The 17,390-nt window shown below is 50.4% G+C and carries 16 protein-coding genes; 12 read left to right on the top strand and 4 right to left on the bottom strand.

From position 1 onward, the window contains the following. Positions 1–209: 209 nt before the first annotated feature. From BD_RS12480 to BD_RS18255, 8 genes are all read left to right on the top strand, one after another. Positions 210–2,915: a hypothetical protein gene (locus tag BD_RS12480; protein WP_157865962.1), complete on the top strand. Its 2,706-nt coding sequence runs from the start codon at positions 210–212 to the stop codon at positions 2,913–2,915. Beyond that, on the top strand, positions 2,912–3,400 hold the full coding sequence (locus BD_RS12475) for a type II secretion system protein (RefSeq protein ID WP_011165118.1): 489 nt from the start codon (positions 2,912–2,914) through the stop codon (positions 3,398–3,400). Before BD_RS12480 ends, BD_RS12475 begins: the two co-directional genes overlap by 4 nt. Then, the gene (locus BD_RS12470) at positions 3,397–4,374 is read left to right on the top strand and encodes a pilus assembly FimT family protein (RefSeq protein WP_011165117.1); all 978 of its coding nucleotides are present in this window, start codon (positions 3,397–3,399) and stop codon (positions 4,372–4,374) included. The genes BD_RS12475 and BD_RS12470 overlap by 4 nt, the downstream gene beginning before the upstream one ends. Positions 4,375–4,398: 24 nt before the next feature. Further along, positions 4,399–5,553 carry an EF-hand domain-containing protein gene (locus tag BD_RS12465; protein WP_011165116.1) on the top strand — a complete coding sequence of 385 codons (1,155 nt, stop codon included), beginning with the start codon at positions 4,399–4,401 and terminating at the stop codon, positions 5,551–5,553. 139 nt (positions 5,554–5,692) lie between these two features. Continuing rightward, positions 5,693–6,136 carry an Hsp20/alpha crystallin family protein gene (locus BD_RS12460; protein ID WP_011165115.1) on the top strand — a complete coding sequence of 148 codons (444 nt, stop codon included), beginning with the start codon at positions 5,693–5,695 and terminating at the stop codon, positions 6,134–6,136. 49 nt (positions 6,137–6,185) lie between these two features. Continuing rightward, the gene (hutI, locus tag BD_RS12455; protein WP_041583596.1) at positions 6,186–7,430 is read left to right on the top strand and encodes an imidazolonepropionase; all 1,245 of its coding nucleotides are present in this window, start codon (positions 6,186–6,188) and stop codon (positions 7,428–7,430) included. Between the two features lie 125 nt (positions 7,431–7,555). Then, entirely contained in the window at positions 7,556–7,963 is a 408-nt protein-coding gene (locus BD_RS12450) for a hypothetical protein (protein ID WP_144313862.1), read from the top strand. Positions 7,964–7,976: 13 nt separating this feature from the next. Then, the gene (locus tag BD_RS18255) at positions 7,977–8,156 is read left to right on the top strand and encodes a hypothetical protein (RefSeq protein ID WP_038449975.1); all 180 of its coding nucleotides are present in this window, start codon (positions 7,977–7,979) and stop codon (positions 8,154–8,156) included. 17 nt (positions 8,157–8,173) lie between these two features. On the opposite strand, the gene BD_RS12440 is transcribed toward BD_RS18255, so the two are convergent. After that, positions 8,174–8,944: a lysophospholipid acyltransferase family protein gene (locus BD_RS12440; RefSeq protein ID WP_011165112.1), complete on the bottom strand. Its 771-nt coding sequence runs from the start codon at positions 8,942–8,944 to the stop codon at positions 8,174–8,176. A gap of 27 nt (positions 8,945–8,971) precedes the next feature. On the opposite strand from BD_RS12440, the gene glpK reads away from it, so the two are divergent. The 3 genes from glpK to BD_RS17980 all read left to right on the top strand — a co-directional run bounded on the left by glpK (position 8,972) and on the right by BD_RS17980 (position 11,970). Next, a complete protein-coding gene (gene glpK / locus BD_RS12435) occupies positions 8,972–10,453 on the top strand; it encodes a glycerol kinase GlpK (RefSeq protein WP_038449973.1) in 1,482 nt (493 codons plus the stop codon). Between the two features lie 3 nt (positions 10,454–10,456). Continuing rightward, positions 10,457–11,173, top strand: a complete 717-nt coding sequence (locus tag BD_RS12430; protein ID WP_011165110.1) for a PilZ domain-containing protein — start codon at positions 10,457–10,459, stop codon at positions 11,171–11,173. Between the two features lie 74 nt (positions 11,174–11,247). Next, complete coding sequence (locus BD_RS17980; RefSeq protein WP_050792923.1) at positions 11,248–11,970, top strand: beta-sandwich domain-containing protein; 723 nt, start codon at positions 11,248–11,250, stop codon at positions 11,968–11,970. 30 nt (positions 11,971–12,000) lie between these two features. On the opposite strand, the gene BD_RS12420 is transcribed toward BD_RS17980, so the two are convergent. The 3 genes from BD_RS12420 to radA all read right to left on the bottom strand — a co-directional run bounded on the left by BD_RS12420 (position 12,001) and on the right by radA (position 14,919). Beyond that, on the bottom strand, positions 12,001–13,044 hold the full coding sequence (locus tag BD_RS12420; RefSeq protein ID WP_011165108.1) for a substrate-binding domain-containing protein: 1,044 nt from the start codon (positions 13,042–13,044) through the stop codon (positions 12,001–12,003). A 65-nt stretch (positions 13,045–13,109) separates the two neighbouring features. Further along, complete coding sequence (locus tag BD_RS12415) at positions 13,110–13,502, bottom strand: Crp/Fnr family transcriptional regulator (RefSeq protein WP_011165107.1); 393 nt, start codon at positions 13,500–13,502, stop codon at positions 13,110–13,112. Positions 13,503–13,527: 25 nt separating this feature from the next. After that, positions 13,528–14,919, bottom strand: coding sequence for a DNA repair protein RadA (gene radA, locus BD_RS12410; protein WP_011165106.1), 1,392 nt, complete (start codon positions 14,917–14,919; stop codon positions 13,528–13,530). Positions 14,920–15,012: 93 nt separating this feature from the next. Here radA and BD_RS12405 point away from each other — a divergent pair, with 93 nt between their 5' ends. Continuing rightward, positions 15,013–17,361, top strand: a complete 2,349-nt coding sequence (locus tag BD_RS12405) for a transglycosylase SLT domain-containing protein (RefSeq protein ID WP_231839170.1) — start codon at positions 15,013–15,015, stop codon at positions 17,359–17,361. The last annotated feature ends 29 nt before the right edge of the window (positions 17,362–17,390 follow it).

Raw genomic sequence — 17,390 nt, 5'->3', positions numbered from 1 at the left:
TTTTTATGTAAACAAGCCAAAATTGATACAAAAACTGTTTTGATCTGAGACATCACCTGGTCAAAAACGGGGCGCTCCATACTCTGAAATCTTAAGTTTGATACGATAAATGTCGATACAAGATACAGGGAGAAACCACCGTGAAATCTTGCAGATCAATGGGACGTTCCGTCTTAAACAATCGAGGAAGTGCCTTCGTCCAAGCCCTTGTGGCTGTGGGCGTTGTCGGCGTGATGATTTACTTCCTTTCTCCTACCGTTATCAAACATCGCAGTCAGGTGACCAAGACCGCGTCGATCATCACCGCACGTTTGGCGCTGCATTCGATGGTGGACTACACACTTTTCGGTATCCGTCAGCGCTGGTGTTTTTCTGAATCCTGGATGCAGGAAAGCTGCGGTGCCAGCACACCACCGAAGGCTGTTGAAATTTTGAGTCACCCGCGCTCGGTCGAGCGCCTGTTGATGAAGCAGGAGTCCGTGGATTTCCTGCGTGCGATCGGGATTGCGAATCCTGAAAAAGTGCCGTTGGAAGATGGGATCAGTCAGGAAATTAACCTGGCGAACTTTTCAACCATGCACCCGGTTTACAAGATCGTGGCTGATTTGAAGGGTTATACAGTTGAGTTCATTCAAATTCAAATCACACGTGATGTGCGCGCGGCGATTCCCGAGTATGGCCGTGAGGTCTATCTTAAAGTTGTCGTGAGACTTTTGAATAGTCAGAAGAAGGTCATTGAAGTTGGATCCAGCAAGCTTGAAACAACATCCTTTGTTGGTGTGTACCCGCGTGAAGTGGGAAGTTTTGCTTTGCTCGTGGCCGGAGACTTGCGTCTGGACAAAGAATCCGCATCCGATCTTGGGGTTGGCGGGGCTTACTTCAAACAACATGGTTCCCGTGAACAAACTATCAAATATCCAGGGCTCACTTTTGAGTCTCCGGTGTTTGTAAATGGTGCTATTCATTTGCCAAAAGCTCCGGATCTGGCGGTGGATATTGCTGAAGGTGATACGGTCTATACGCCAGTCACTTTCAAAGACAAAGTCATTCTGGGTTATGGTCCTATCAAACGTGAAAATGTTGAATTTCGACCGCGTTCCGCGGGAAATCAGGTCGATCAGTTCTGGTCTAATATCCGTCAGTTTGGTGGATTCCAAAAAGGGGTTGAAGTCGACGGAGAGCGTGACTTGGGGCTGGATTATTTGTCCGGCTATGCGACAGGGGCTGGAAACCCCAACGCGAACCTGATGGCGCTGTGTAAACGTCACGAGGATCGCAAATACAATCTGAACACCACCGCGAACAGTCAGTTGACGGGTGCGCTGTTAAGCAAAAGCGGCAGCAAGTACAATTATCGCCTGGCATTGACGGACGGAAACTTGTTCAATCCGCAAACCAAAGAGGTTGATAAACCGACGGTACGGAACTTCTTCTCCAGTGACCTTTTGAAGGACTGGGGATTGACCAGCCGTGCAACGCCGGTCAGTAAATTTAAAATGCGTTTTGGAAATCTGGAAGTCGAAGGGGAGGTCCCTTTGGACGGAACCGTGACCCTGGAGCCAAAAATTGACCTTCGTCCTTTGGAAAGAAGCATCGAACGCCAGTTGAGTGCTGCGGAAGCCGGCTTGGATGACGCCCGTCGCGACCTGAATCAGGCCGCCCGCGCAGTCGAAAGAGCCCGTCGTGATGTTAACGAAGCTGAAGATGATCTGGAACGGGCGCGCAACCGTGTGCCAGCCGATCCGGCCCGCGTGTCGCAAGCTCGTTATAATTTGAATAATGCCCAGAATGACTTGAGAAATGCGGAAGCAGAAAAGAACCGCCAAGAACAACAGGTGGAAAACTCAGAAAAGCGCGTGTCTGAATTGCGCGGCAACTTGAGTGAAGTGCGCTCAAATATGGGCATTCAGCCTAAAATCAATATCACCATGAAGAATCCGGTGAAAGCGGGCGACAATCCGGAAAACACCAATGCGTCGTTCAAAGATTTGGAAATCAAATTTGAAAACGGCCATGTGCTGGTGAACTCCAACGGGGACCGCATTCCGGTGTCCTTCGAATTTGAAGCCTTTGATGTGGCCTACTATAAAGGTTACTCCATGCGTCCGTGGTCCAATAACAACCGCGGAGCTTTGGTGTTTAATCCGGATGGTGGTGGCTTTGATGTGTCGCAAACTCTTCTGGATTCCCGTGGACAGTCCAAAGGAGGCTTGCCGGAAGGGGAAGATCCTTACGTGAATCTGGATCTGGCTTGTAAAACTTTGGGTACCAACACGTCAGCCTTCGCAGGAACGGACTGGTCCAAGTCCTTTGCGCCAAACTCCAAACACTCTTGGTCCTTTACCAACAAGTATGAAGATCGCAAGGATTTGATCCTTGATGGGGGCAATGCCTATGCACCTCCGGGCGGAATGGGGACCGCGGTGTTCCATGTTGTTTCGATGGCGAAGACCTGTATCATTGAGTCTTCAGCGAATCTGGTTTCTGGGTTCTTGAACTGTGAAAAACTCGTGATTCGCAGCCGCTCGTCTAAGTTGAGAATCATTGGCAGTATTATTGTTTCTCAGGGGATAGAAATTGACGAGCAAGCCTATAAGCACGGTATCGTGTGGAGCACAATCTATCATCCAATGGCGACGTTTGAGCTTCGTCAATCGGGGATTTTGAAAGGCCTGAACGCGCAGGATTGTACGACCATCAACCGTTATCCGGTATGGCATCCGTATCCAAGCATGCGTGATGTTTCGAATCTGTATAAATGTAATTCGCTGTCATTGCGTGCCAAGGCCGATCCATTCCGCTGGACTGCGGTGGACCCGGATTGCGGTCTGATCAATAACAGCAACTCGACGATGTGTAAAAATCGTCTGATGAGATTCTATGTTCTCGAAGTCTCCAGGGAGTCCGGCATATGATGAAAATAGCATCAAACCAAAAGGGTATGTCCATTCTGGAAGTTCTGCTGGGTCTGGCGATGATCACGCTGGTGGGGTCGTTCTTTATCTCAGGGATTCTGAGTATGAAGAAGGTCGCCATGGACAGTGGCACCAAAAACTCGCTGTACAAACAAATCAATGACGTGATCGAAAATATCCGTCCGAATGTGCGTATGTACCAGATCAACTATTTCACCTCCGACAAAGAGCGTGAAAACGCCTTGAATCCTGGTGATCTGCCAATGGCTTGGGGAAATGGCATGATGTCGACGGCGAAAGACTGCCCGGGTTGCCCTGGGCGCTACGGATTTGTGATTCAGGCCTATCCGGGTATGAAAGGGTTGTATTTGGTGACCGTGCGTCTGACCCACCGGGACTGGGCGCAAGGTGAAAAAGCGGCTGTGGCGGGAGATGCCAAGTCTTATGGTTATGTGGACTATCAATTCGTGGTGAACTCACAATGATGATCAAGAACAATCGCGGTTTAACTTTAGCAGAGATGATTGTCGGTGTGGCCCTCATGGGGATCATGGGGATGGTCGCGGCGTCTTTCTTTGTCTTTACTGCAAAGACTAAAAAAGAAATTACAAACGAGATCGAAGACAAGGTCGACAATATCCTGGCAGAGCGAATGATTCTGCGGGATCTGAAGTATTCCGAGCCATCATTTAATAACGTTATTATCACTGACGACAATGGCCGTCAGTTCTTTGACTATGTTCCCGATGTGACCCAGTCCGCAGTGGACAATGCGCCCAGAAAATTGACGCTTGAAGCGGGTCGCCGCAACGAATTTATCTTTATCGCGACCAATGAGAAAATGGGCGGTTCGATGATGTATGCTCCATCGAACGCCTATCAAGTCGGGACACCACCCGGTGATCCGTTTGTGGCGGCTTCGTTGACGTTTGTTTCATTGAATAAGGACAGCATCGTGCAGTTTTCCGATCCTCAAGGGTTGGGCCGCTTCTGGCAGGTGGGCAATGTCCTTATGCTGGACACACCAACCATGGTTCGTCAGATGACGGCATCGGGTCCGGACTATAGTAAACCGGCCAGATCACCGATTTTCCTGGGCAGTGTGCAGGCGCCGGGGGCCACACGTTTGTTACCTTTGAATATCCCGGGCTTCATCAACACCACCAATCCGATGTATCCATCTGAGACAATCGGTGATGAAGATAAGTTCTTAAGGGATATACCGCCAATGGGAGGCGCCGCCCCTTTGGTGCGCTTGAAAGTTGTCAGTATTATCAAGTATTATCTACAGAAGGATTCCAAGGGGGATACGGTCAATGTGTATCGGTCAATGTACACCGGTCGCACGTTTGGCCCTGGACAGCTCTTCGCATCGGATGTTGCGAAAGTGGAGTTTTCCAGAAAAAGTGCACACGATGCTTTGATTTATTTCAAAATCGTGCGCAAGGATAAGAAATAAAAGGGAAACCAAAAGGGGGCTTGTATGTTTTGGTTAAGATGGGCTTGTGCAACAGCCATGGTGGTGTCATCCACTGCGAATGCACAGACTGAACAACAGCCTGCAGCCGTGAATTCGGGAGCCGGGGGCTCAGCAGGTTTTCAAGGGGTTGTTCTTTCCGGCCAAGCCGCCAGGGCTTCGGTCGATGGAATTACTGTGAATATTTCCAACACGTGTTTCGGTACAAATCTGCGACACGTTTCCAACCCACTTTCGCCGGTTTCAAGCGTGTTAGTAAAGCTGACCTTGCGGGAAAAGGGCGCACTTAAAACATACACCGTGAAGTATCCGGCCAATGTCGTGACCCAAGCGGGTAACGACGCACAGGTGACGCAGGTTTCGGACGTCACGGCCGGGGTCAAAGCTCAGTATGCTGGTAACAGCGTGCGTGTGATCCTTCCGGTGAACTTCACCACGACCGTGGATGAAGAAGGTAATATCTCCAATGACTTTGAAGCCAAGCTTGAAGCCGTCAGCTTTGACCAGGTATTTGCGCCGGGCCAAAAGCAGGGCGGTGCATACATGGGTTACAATGGTCCGCTGTCAGCGTCCGTTTACACCAGCAACTCCAAAGACGGCAAACAATACAGTGTGTCCGCCTTCTTCCCGGGTGAGAATGGCTATTGCGGCGGATACTTCTCACCTCTGATGGTGTTCTTCGATGAAAAGATGCCAAACTTCACGGCGGTGACGGACTTCCCACTGAATCCAACGGGCAAGACCATGTGGCCTGAAGCCGGTGCACCGGGGGCCTTCATTGCGGTGGACCGCAATGGTGATGGTCAGATCACAACGGAAGATGAACTGTTTGGGAATCAGGGAGACAAGTTTAAAAACGGTTTTGAAGCCTTGCGTGAGTTTGATTCGAACAAAGACAATGTGATCGATAAAAACGACAAGGACTTTGCAAAACTTTCGCTGTGGTTTGATAAAAACGGCGATGGTAAAGTGCAAAAAGGCGAGCTTGTACCGCTGAAATCCCGCATTGAATCCGTGTCCCTGAAATATGATGACTCGGCAGTGAGTGGCATCGCGGACCGTGCCCAGATTCGTGAAAAGAGCACTTTCGTCTTTGTTGAAAAAGGCAAAAAGAAAGAAGGTCGTGTGATCGACCTTTGGTTCTCGCCAAAAATGAAATAAGTCTTATTGATAATCAAAACAGAAAAGCCGGAGTGTCTGACAGCACTCCGGCTTTTTACTTTTGACACTGGCCCTTGCGCATTCTTGACGCTTTCCCACAGTCTTCTTACGTTTAAGGCATCTCACTAAGGAGGATGCCATGCCAATGCGAAGTTTAAGTCCCTGGGGCGGTCGTCGTCTGCCGTCTTCGGATCTCTTCAGTCAGTTTCAGGATTTTATCAATGAGTTCGACCGGGGTGAATCCAGTGCCCTGACTCGAGCGGGATTTGATTTCTCGCCCTCTGTGGATGTGGAAGAAAAGGACAATGCCTATCTGGTCAGTGCGGACCTGCCGGGTATGAAGAAGGATGAAATCAAAGTTGAGCTTAATGACAATATCCTGACAATCTCTGGAGAACGCACCCGCGAGTCAAAATCCGAAGGTGGGTATTCCGAGCGATCCTATGGCCGCTTCCAGCGCTCTTTCACCTTGCCAGTGCAAGTGAACTCCGAAAAAATTGAGGCGCATTTTGAGGATGGTGTTTTGCAGATCACAGTGCCCAAAGCAGAAGGTGCGCGCAGTCATAGTATCAAGATTATGTAGGATCTCTGTTTTAACTTGATCCTTGGGACCCATGTGCTTGAATAGGCACATGGGTATTTTGCTTAAAAATATATCGACACTTCTGACTCTTCAGGGCGCCGCTGCAAAACAGGGCCGCCGTATCAAAGAAGAAGATCTCAGCCTTTTGCAACAAGCGGCCGTTGTCATAGAAAAGAACAAAATCGTCTGGGTAGGCCCGCAGAAGAAACTTCCCAAAGAATTCGCCAGAAAGAAAGCTCTGCGTGATTACGACATGAGGGGACGCACGGTGCTGCCGGGCTTCGTGGAATGTCATACCCATCTGATCTTTGCCGGTGATCGTGCGGCAGAATTTGAAATGCGCAATCAGGGTGTGAGTTATCAGGAAATCGCCGCCAAAGGGGGCGGGATCCTTTCGACCATGAAAAAGACCCGTGCCTCCAGCCTGAATGATCTGGTGAAAGCCGGGCAGAGGCGTCTGGATCACTTCGTCTCCCAAGGGGTGACGACGGTCGAAATCAAGTCAGGTTATGCATTGAACCTGAAAGATGAACTGAAGATGCTGCAGGCGGCACAAAAGTTGTCAGGCATTCGTACGGTGAACACATTCCTGGGCGCACATGCTTTGCCGCCGGAATTTAAGTCCTATGAAGACTATCTGACCTTTCTGGCTGACGAAGTTCTGCCGGTGGTCGCGAAAAAGAAGCTGGCTCGTCGGGTGGATGTCTTTATTGAAAAAGGATTCTTCCCGCCGGAAGCTTCTGAAAAGTATCTGCGTCGCGCGCAAGAGCTGGGCTTCGAGATTCTGATTCACGCCGATCAGATGTCCTTAAGTGGTGGCAGCGAGATCGCCGTGCGCCTGGGGGCGCTGTCCGGGGATCACCTTCTGCAGATCGAAGATAAAGAAATCAGGAAGCTTGCGCAAAGCGAAGTGACCGGTGTGCTTTTGCCAACCGCCGATCTTTACACCAAGACCAAATACCCACCAGCTCGCGCGATGATCGATGCGGGTGTGCGTGTGGCGCTTGCCACGGATTTTAATCCGGGCACGTCGCCGACACAAAATTTGAATCTGGTGGGCTTGCTTGCGCGACTGGAGATGAAGATGAGTCTGCCGGAAGTCATTGCGGCCTACACAGTGGGTGGGGCGCATGCTTTGAATCTGCAAAATGAAGTGGGTTCGCTGGAAGTGGGTAAGTCTGCTGATATTTTATGCATAGATCAAGACTGGCAGACGCTGTTTTACAGTGTGGGTGAAGCCTCTGAGAAGGTGGTTTTCTCGAGAGGAAAGAAGGTTTTTGGCACTCTTAAATAATCTGATGCGTCAGAAAATTTAAGATTCTTAAAATTTCCTTTGAATTAGGAAGGGTTTTCTTCCTAGTCTTGGGGTGTGTCTGTGGAGGGGGGAGCTACAACATGAGGTCGTCATACACCACGTTAATGCAGTCGAAATATTTTAATCCTGCTTTTAATAGTGCCATCTTTGATGGCCCTGTTCGTATCTACTTTGCCCAGTTCCACGAAGCTTTGGCTTTGAAAATCTATTTCCTGATTCAGCAAAAACTGAGTGCGGAAATGGCGAAAGCCAAAGAGGTTTCCAAGGCGGCCGGGGCAAACATCCTAGTGATGGTTTACCCGACAGAAGACAGCTTCTTGTTATCTTTTGAAGATGCCGCCAAACACATCAGCCCTCTGGAAGTAGAGAAGTGGCATGATGATGTGGTGATTGGCCTGCGCGGGCCGATCGCAGATGAGAACTTGGACCTGCTGGTCGAGTCTCTGCGTCTCACAATGGAAAACTGGCGTCCAGCCGCGATGTTGAAGGCTTCCGCTCCTGCGGAAGTGTGATACAATCTTAAACATGAATAAACGAGGTCAAATCGTGGTGGAGTACGTGCTCCTCCTCGTCCTAGCCGTCAGTCTTGCTGCTTTGCTGGTAAGCCGACTTGTCAGTCGGGAAGAAGGCAATGAAGGCATCCTCGTGGCGAAATGGCAGAATATCTTACAAGTCATCGCTGATGACTTGCCTGATAAGAAGTAAACCCGAAAATTTTCAAATCAAAGGAAAGCGTTGCCGCGTTTTTGGATTTCTTCCTCAACCGCAGTTTGCATCCGTTCCTGGATGTCTTGCGCGATTTCGTGAACCAGATCCGCGTCGTCTACGGCCGATGGCTTGTAGGGCAGAGTGATTGGTTCGAGGAAGCGAATGCGCCACTTGGCGGGCAGGGGAATTACGTTCAAAGGCAAAGGAATCACCGAGCCCTTCAAGAACTTGGTGAATTTGAGCTTTTTCAAATTAATATGAGTTTCTTCGGCACCTAAGATCACCACCGGAACAATCGGGCACTGGGCTTCCAGGGCCATACGCACAAAGCCCCGCTTGAATTCCTGCAGCTGATAGCGTTCGGTCGTGGGTTTGAAGTTGCCCTGTTCGCCTTCCGGGAACAAAACAATCGCATTTCCTTTTTTCAGCGCATTGATGCCGTTTTCATAAGTGGCTTCGGTGAAACCCATTTTGTTCGCAGGGATGGCGGTCGTTTCGGTCAGAAACCAAAAGTGATGTGTCAGCACGCGGGGAATGCGTTTGGCTTCTTGTTGCACCACGTGGCCCAGCAAGAAGGCATCAAAACCGGTGTAACCCGAGTGATTGGGGGCCAGGATCACGGCCCCGCGGCGCGGGATGTTTTCAACACCCTCAATCTCCAGCCGGAAGTACTTGCGCAGGATCTCCAGCAGAAAACGCGGCAGCACACGGAAAATCAAAGTGTCACGATCCAGAGATCGTAAGCCAAAGATTTTTTCGTTGGGTTTCTTCAGGAAATTCTTCATTATTAATACATCGATTGGAGAGTGTTTATGTCTTCTTTTATCATGGCCATTGACCAAGGGACAACCAGCTCAAGAACATGCATTATCAATCAAGCCGGAGGTCTTGTCGCCGAGGCTCGTGAGGCATTCAAACAAATCTTCCCGAAACCAGGCTGGGTTGAACATGATCCTGAAGATATCTGGTATTCCACGCAAAGGTCCATGCGTCTGGCGCTGGAAAAAGCAAAAATCAAAGGATCGCAGATTCGCACGATTGGCATCACCAATCAGCGTGAAACTGTGATGCTTTGGGACGCGAAGTCCGGAAAAGCCCTGCATAACGCCATTGTCTGGCAGTGTCGCCGCACGCAGGATCTGTGTGAAAAGCTCAAGAAAAACAAAAAAGAAAAGATCATCACCGCCAAGACGGGTTTGGTGCTGGATCCTTATTTCTCAGCCACCAAAATTCAGTGGTTGCTTAAGAATGTCCCGAACGCGGCAAAGAAGGCCAAAGACGGGCAGGCTCTGGCCGGCACCGTCGACAGCTTCTTGTTGTGGAAACTGACTGCAGGGCATTCACATAAGACAGATGTCAGTAATGCCTCCCGTACGATGTTGATGAACATCCACACCGGGTGGTGGGATGAGGACCTTTTGAAAATCTTTGGTGTGCCTGAAGCCATCCTGCCAGAGATCTGTCCGTCCAATTCTGATTTTGGTGTGACCCAAGGTCTGGGTTTTATGCCCGACGGAATTCCAATCACAGGTATTGTGGGGGACCAGCAGGCGGCCTTGTTTGGGCAGACATGTTTTGAAACCGGAGATTCCAAGTGCACCTTCGGCACCGGAAGTTTCCTGCTTTTAAACACCGGCAAAAAAGCCGTGAAATCGAAAAACAAATTGCTGACCACGATTGCCTGGAAACTAAAAAATCAGGAGATGACTTACGCACTGGAGGGTGGCGCCTTTGTCTGTGGAGCTGCGGTTCAGTGGCTGCGCGACGGCCTGGGGTTGATCCAGCAGTCTTCGGATGTTGAAGCTCTGGCAAAAACAGTCGACGGCACTGATGGGGTGGAATTTGTTCCCGCCCTGACGGGACTGGGGGCTCCGCACTGGCAGCCGGAAGCACGTGGCCTGATTTGCGGTCTTACCCGTGGCAGCACCAAAGCCCACATTGCGCGCGCGACGTTGGAAGCCATGGCCTTGCAAAACGTGGATATCCTGAACACCATGCAAAGAGATCTGGGAAAAAAGCTGCGCGGAGTCCGTGTCGACGGAGGTGCGGCGGCCAATGATTTGTTAATGCAGATGCAGGCGGATTACTGCGGAGCCAACGTGGTTCGTCCCCAAAATCTTGAAACGACAGCTTTGGGGGCCGCATTTATGGCGGGTCTTGGGGCTGGTGTGTGGAAAGACCTGAAAGAGATCAAACGCGTCTGGAAAGTGAACAAAGAATTCAAAGTAAAGATGACCCCGAAAGCCCGCAAAGAACGTTTGCAGCGCTGGGCACAGGCGCTGGAGCGAGTGTAAATCATGGCCACACCGCTGTCGGGTCAGACCATTTTTAAAAAAGTCGCAGTGTCGGAAAAGAAAATGCTTTTTCGGGAGATCGCCGACGATAAGCTGCAGCTGTCAATGAAGGGCTCAGTGAATGAAGAGGTCTTTCACCTGATTGCGGTTCAGACTGACAAGGACGAAACGCTGCTGTGTCATCACACGGCGGACTCGAAAAATGTCACCCAACCGCAGAAGGTTGTGGTGAACTTTCCTTTTAAGAGCGAACGCTACTTCCTGCAAACCGAACTGAGTTTCAGTGTCGGGTGGGCGGTTCTTAGGACCGATGTGGATTTGTTCCAGCTGCAAAGAAGGGCCAACGCCCGCATTGATATCCCGGGCAAATACGAAGCCATTTTCAGCATTCTTCACCACGGTGGGAAGGTGCATTTTGTCGAAACTCGGGTGCGCGACGTCAGCGCCGGTGGCTTGAAGATTGAATTCAAGGGTACTGTGCCTGAGCTGAAAATCGGGGATCAGATCAAAGGGGCCTTGCGCCTCGGTGTTCGTCGCGCCATGGAGTTTGATGTGGAGGTGCGTTTTGCCCAGAAGCGGGAAGTCGATGGGCAGATCATTCAGACTGCTGGTTTGCAGTTCCTGAACGTCACAAATATCCTGGAGACGCGCCTATTGAGTCTGATGATGGATCTGCAGCGCGAACTGTTCTTTAAAGTACCCCAAGAAATAAATTCATAGAAGGCCCTTTGGTGTCACTTTGGCCAGGCACGGATCTTGGAATAACTCCTTCGTCTTCAAAAAAAGGAGTCTTTATGAAACTACCATTGCTGAGTGCCCTTTTGACCGCAGCCGTTTTGCTGCAAAGTCCCGTAGCCGGAGCGCAAATCCGCCCGGGTGATCGTGGTGGCAACGACGAGCGTCGTGATGACCGCCGCGACAACGATCGCAACGATCGTCACGATGATCGCCGCGGACCTGACCAATTCCATGACCGTGATGACCGCCGTTATGACGACGATCGACGTGATGATCGCAGAGACGACCGCCGCCACGGTGGTATTCGTCCGGATCGTCCTCCAGTCAGACCGGGTCCTCGTCCGGATCCCTATCCACAGCCATATCCTCCACACCGCCCGGATCCATATCCGCCGTATCCAAACCCGCCTCATCCACCGAACAACTACGGTGAATCCACAGTGCGTTTCTATGGAGTTTCCCGTCGCAGTGGTGGCGAGTGGCTGCGTGTGGCGTTCAACTATGCTTCCTATGTGGACTATGTTCGTGTGAATCCGTATTTCAACGGTGTTCAATTGCATGAAACCTATGCGATCACTCAAAGTGGCCGTCGTATCCAGCTTCGTCAGTTGAGCTACACGGGTACTTTCTATTACAGCCTGACTTCAGAGTATCTGACGGCAGGGGAGCGTATTGTGGCAATTGATCTGCGTGCTGAATCCATGGGTGGGAATGCGGATCTGAATGTGACGGTGACGTCCAGCTACGGTGCACCTTCCATCTATCCAATTCGTTATTAGTCAAAAAAAATCCCTGGGGTCTTTCGGGCCTCAGGGATACCAGATTTTCGAGTAAGCTTCTTTATAGTTCATCTTTGAATCCAGATTTCCATCTTTTAAGTTCTTCAAAACTTCCTGTGTAATCACCAAAGGTTCCGTTGTATATCCGCTTTCACCGCTTCCGGCAAAGGCGCGGTTTAATTCGTCTGCGACCTGCCAGCCCTGGGCTTTTAAGGGTTCTGCAATGGTGGCCACTTGTTGGGACAGTCCGGATTTGATTCTGTGCAGAGCCGTGGCGGAACCATCCCCCGCCGAGACATTGATCAAATCCTTGCGACCGATGTTTTTTAAGGGAAAGTTGATGTGATCAAAATAGATGTCGTTGATCGCCAGACTGTGAGTCCACTTTTTGCCGAAGCGTTCGTTCAGTCGGGCGACCGCCCCCGGCATCAGATGTTCGGCTTTGGAGATTTGCACATCCATGATTTCCAGGACATTGCAGTTCTTGTGATCATCAATATACTTTTTCATGTGCAGGGTTTTTGCCCGGGCAATTGAAAAATCGTTGTCAGTGAAGATCACGACGCCTGATTTTTCAGAACCTTCACACACCAACCGGGCGGCTTTTTCGGCCACGGTCAAAGGGTCTGTCGTCACATTTGAAAACATCAGGGAGGAGCTGCCGGGGCGGGGGGCTGAATGCCAGCCCACGATTTTGATATGGGCGGATTGGGCTTTTTTGATCTCGGCGCGGAAGTCGGCGGCGTCAAAACCCCCGAGAACAATTCCATCGGACCCGGCTTGAATGGCTTCGTTCAGGGCTTTTTGGATCTTGGCGCGGCTTCCCTGGCCATCTCGAATCGTGATATTCCATTTCAGCATTCGCCCGGCGGAAAGAAAGCCTTCGCTGACGGCGGCCGCGCCGCCGTTCTTAAGATCCGAGGCGATAAAAATGATTCTGCGCCCTTCTTGCGCTTTTGGGCCCGAGGCAGGCCCGCTCCAGACAGGCACCTCCAGGGCGGAAGCCTGCCCAAAGGACAGTGGCAAAAGCCAAAGCAAAGCTGTTAAAAAAAGATGTTTAAATGAGCTAAGCATTTTCTCCAGCATACAAGCAGGAAAAGAAAATAACCAACTCAATGAAATTACAATTTTTTGGTTTTTTAGGACTCTCGTCTGCGGAACTGTTCGGCTTCGCGGATCTTTTCCGTCATGTTCTGCAAGCGGTCCGTAAAGGACTTCAGCATGCACTCCGCCCAGGTGGGTAATTCTGACAGAAGTTGCTGGAACCCCTCTTCAGATACCTTCACCAGCACAACGTCGGTAACGGCTTGGGCCGAAGCGGATCGCGGGCTTTTGGAAATCAAAGCGAACTCGCCAAAGGATTCACCATCCACGATGTCGCAAATGGGAATTCGTTTGCCCATTTGATCTTTGGTGAAAATACTCACCACACCGCTTTCGACAATGTAAAAGTGATTTTCGATGTCACCTTCAAAGAAGATGAAGTCACCGGGTTTGTATGTCTCTTTTACGATCGCGCTCTGTGCGTCCATGCCAGAAATCCTTTTTGTTGGGTCCTTAGATGATTTTATTCAGATCATGCACGTTTTTGACAAACGAAATCTTCTTGTCCTTGGAAAGCTTGACGTCTTCCAGGTGACGTTTGTTTGAAAACGGAATAACAAAATGTTTAAAGCCCAGCTTGTCGGCCTCTTTGATTCGTTGTTCAACAAAGGATACACCACGAACTTCGCCAGTCAGGCCGATTTCGCCAAAGTAACAAGTCTTGGCGTCAAGATCACGACGGTGTTCTGTCGACAAGATGGCTGCGGCCACCGCCAGATCCGAAGCCGGTTCCACCAGCTTCAAACCACCAACGACATTGATAAAGATATCGTTATGGGCCAGGCGCACATCCAGGTGACGATCCAATACGGCGGTCAAAAGATGCAGACGGTTGATATCAATACCCAAAGCCGTGCGACGGGGCATCGCCATGGGGCTTGATAAAGTCAGCGCCTGAACTTCGCACAGTAAAGGTCTTGTGCCTTCCATCGAAGCAAACACGGCAGAACCAATCAGTTGATCCCCGCGCTCTTCCAAGAACAGTTCTGACGGATTGGAAACCTCTTCCAACCCCTTGGAGTTCATTTGGAACACACCCAGCTCGTGAGCTGCCCCGAAACGGTTTTTCAAAGAGCGCAGCAGGCGGAAGTTGTAGGAAATATCGCCATCAAAGGACAGCACGCAGTCCACCATGTGCTCCAAAACTTTAGGACCGGCGATGTTGCCATCTTTGGTGACGTGACCAATCAGGATCACGGTGATGCCATCGTGCTTGGCTAGGCCCATCAAGTGCCCGGCACATTCACGCACCTGGGAAACAGAGCCCGGCGCTGCCTGCAAATCAGGCAGGAACATCGTTTGAATAGAGTCGACAACCAGAACATCCGGTTTTTTGAATCGCGCCATTTCCATCACGGCCGTCAGATTGCTTTCACAGCCGACTTCAATCAGGGGCGAACGGATGCCCAGGCGGTGAGCCCGGGACCCGGTTTGAGAGACACTTTCTTCTCCGGAAATGTAAAGAACCTTGTGCTTGTTGTTGGCTAAACCACCGGCCATTTGCAGCAAAAGAGTGGACTTTCCAATGCCCGGGGATCCCCCCAAAAGCACGAAACTTCCCTTGGCCAAACCGCCGCCCAACACGCGATTGAGCTCTTCAAAACTTGTATCAAAACGATCCAACTTCACTTCTTCAAGCCTTTGGTCCAGCGCGACTGGCTTAGACCCTGTGCTTTCGCGTTCGCCAGACCCTGTAGACCATCCTCGAGTTTTCACTTCCGGCATCTGCAGTTCTTCAACGTAAGAGTTCCACGCGCCGCAGTCAGAGCATTTGCCTTCCCACCTTGGTCTTTGGGCCCCACAATTTTGACAGGTATAGATCGTTTTAGTTTTCGATTTTGCCATAGATATTCGGTATCATTATTAAATGACGGTTACAAGGACTGTACAACTTTTCGTATTGGAGTGGTGGACATGAAGGTCTCCCTGAAATGTATTGTGTTTTCTCTCTTGCTCGGTCCGGTGGCCGGCGCCCAAGTTACTAAAAATGACCTTGAGCCCTTTAAAAAGGCCCTGGATCAGTTCCGCGCAGCGAAATACGATCAGGCCATTCCCGCACTTCAGGATATTCTGAAAGAGAAAACCACTCTGGAAGAATACGTGCGCTTTTATCTGGCGCAATCCTATATGAAAACTTCCAAATGGGATGATGCGGAAGGGGAGCTTAAAAAAGTTCTGGATCTTTCCCCGAACGTGAAAATGTCCATCGAGGCGTCAAACCTGATGGGGCAGATCGCGCTTGAAAAGAAGAACTACAAACTGGCCAGCACGCAGTTTGTGAAACTTGAAAAAAGAACCCGCAACACCGAAGATTATCCGGATGTGATTTACAATCTGGCGATCGCGGAAAAAGGTCTGAACCGTCACGGCCAAATGTGCAAATGGCTGGTGAAATTGTACGAACGCTATCCGGCTTACCCGAAAGTGGCGGACTGGAGCGTGGACCTGGCCATCAATGAATTTGAAGGCAAACCGACAGACTGCAAAGTCACGCCGGAAGATTTCCGCACGCGCGTTCGTTACCTGCTATGGGCTGGTCTGGATCAAAAAGCCCAGGGCGAAATCAATATCATGAAATCCAAAGTGGCCAAGTCTGACAAGTACCTGGCTGACAAACTTCAGGCACAGTTCTATCTGCAAGAGGGTGAAGTCACTAAAGCGGTCGAATTGCTGAAGCCTTACTATGAGGCGAACAAAAGAAACTTCGACTTCCTGATTCTGTTTGCGTCCTCTGCAGCAAGAGCGGGTGAAGTGCAATTGGCGGTGGGTTCTTATTATTCCGCTTACAAGCTCAGCCCGAAATCCAAAACAGGTCGTCAGGCTTTGTATCAGTCCGCGTTCCTGTCTTATCAGTTCCAGGATTACGACGGGGCGGCCCGCCGTTTCCAGGAGTTCATGAAGGCGTATCCAAGCTCCGGTCTGAACCGCGATGCCCAGTGGCACCTGGCGTGGTTGAAATATCTTAAAGGGGACTATCAGGGCGCTTACAAAGCTCTGGGGAACTTGAATGCGGCGAAAAAGAAAAACCGCAAAGCCTGGAAGTCCTTCCCGGAAGACCGCGTGACTTACTGGATGGCGATGAGCCTTTTCCGTCAGGGGAAGGTCGAGCAAGCCAAGGCCATGATGTCTTCTTTGGCGAAAGATCCTTTGCTGGGTTATTACTCTATCGCCGCGCAAAGCCGTCTGAAGAAAATGGAAGAAGTGAAAGTGCCCCGTTTGGCTGAATCCAGTCTGCCAACGCAGCCGCGTGTGATTTCCAGATTCTCCGCTGGCGAGTTCCTGATGCCTTACTCATCTGACAGCTATCGTGGGGATGATTCTGAATCGGAAGAAACACTGGTTCTGACCCAGTATTCTGCGGATGACGAAAAAGGTGAGGAAGAAGAAGCGGAAGCTGCTGACAACCCGGATTTGAAATCCGTGGAAGTGGCAACTTCTGAAGATGAAGTTCCGGACTCCAGCGGCGAGAAGGTGACCACATTCTCGAACCCGGCCCTGATGAAACGTTTTGAAAGAGCCCGCGACATGATGATCCTGGGTGAAAACGAATGGGCGCGCTGGGATCTTTATGACATTGAAAGAAAGACCTCCAACCGCGAATATCTGCGCACGTTGATGAGCGAATACAATACTGCCGGTCACTACAACCGTTCTTCTTACATCGCCCAGATTAATTTCGGCGGTCAAAGAGCGGCGCACGGTGTGGAAGGCATTCGTTACCTTTGGGAGTTTGCATACCCGCGTGCATATTCTGAGCATGTTGAAAAATACACCAAGAAATTCGCCGTGCCAGAAGAGCTGGTATGGGGGATCATGCGTGCAGAAACCCATTACCGTCGCGATGCGATTTCTCCGGTGGGGGCGTTGGGTCTGATGCAGGTCATGCCATTCACGGGGCACAAAGTGGCGACGCTTTTGGGTGAAAAAGAATTCAAAGCGCCTTTGTTGCTGCAACCAGAAACTTCGGTGAAGATCGGCAGCCGCTATTTGAAACGTCTGATGGATCGATTTGAAAACACGATTCCATTGGTGGCAGCAGGTTACAACGCCGGTCCGCACCGCGTGAAAAACTGGTTGTCGTCTTTCGGTAACTTGGAAACCGATGAGTTCATTGAACACATCCCGTTTCTGGAAACACGCAACTATGTGAAACGTGTGGTTTCAAACGCTTATATTTATTCTCAATTGTACGGCAACAAGAAAGATCTTTTCCCATACATGGCAGGCGCGGTTCCGGTGAAATTCCAGGCCGAACTGGCGGGGAAAGAAAACTGGGATGACATTTGATCGACAACGCGTTTCGGTTCGTCTTTAAA

This window comes from Bdellovibrio bacteriovorus HD100 (assembly GCF_000196175.1).
GTDB classification, from domain to species: domain Bacteria; phylum Bdellovibrionota; class Bdellovibrionia; order Bdellovibrionales; family Bdellovibrionaceae; genus Bdellovibrio; species Bdellovibrio bacteriovorus.
The sequence above is the reverse complement of the archived record's forward strand: the minus strand, read 5'-3'. Positions and strand labels throughout refer to the sequence as shown.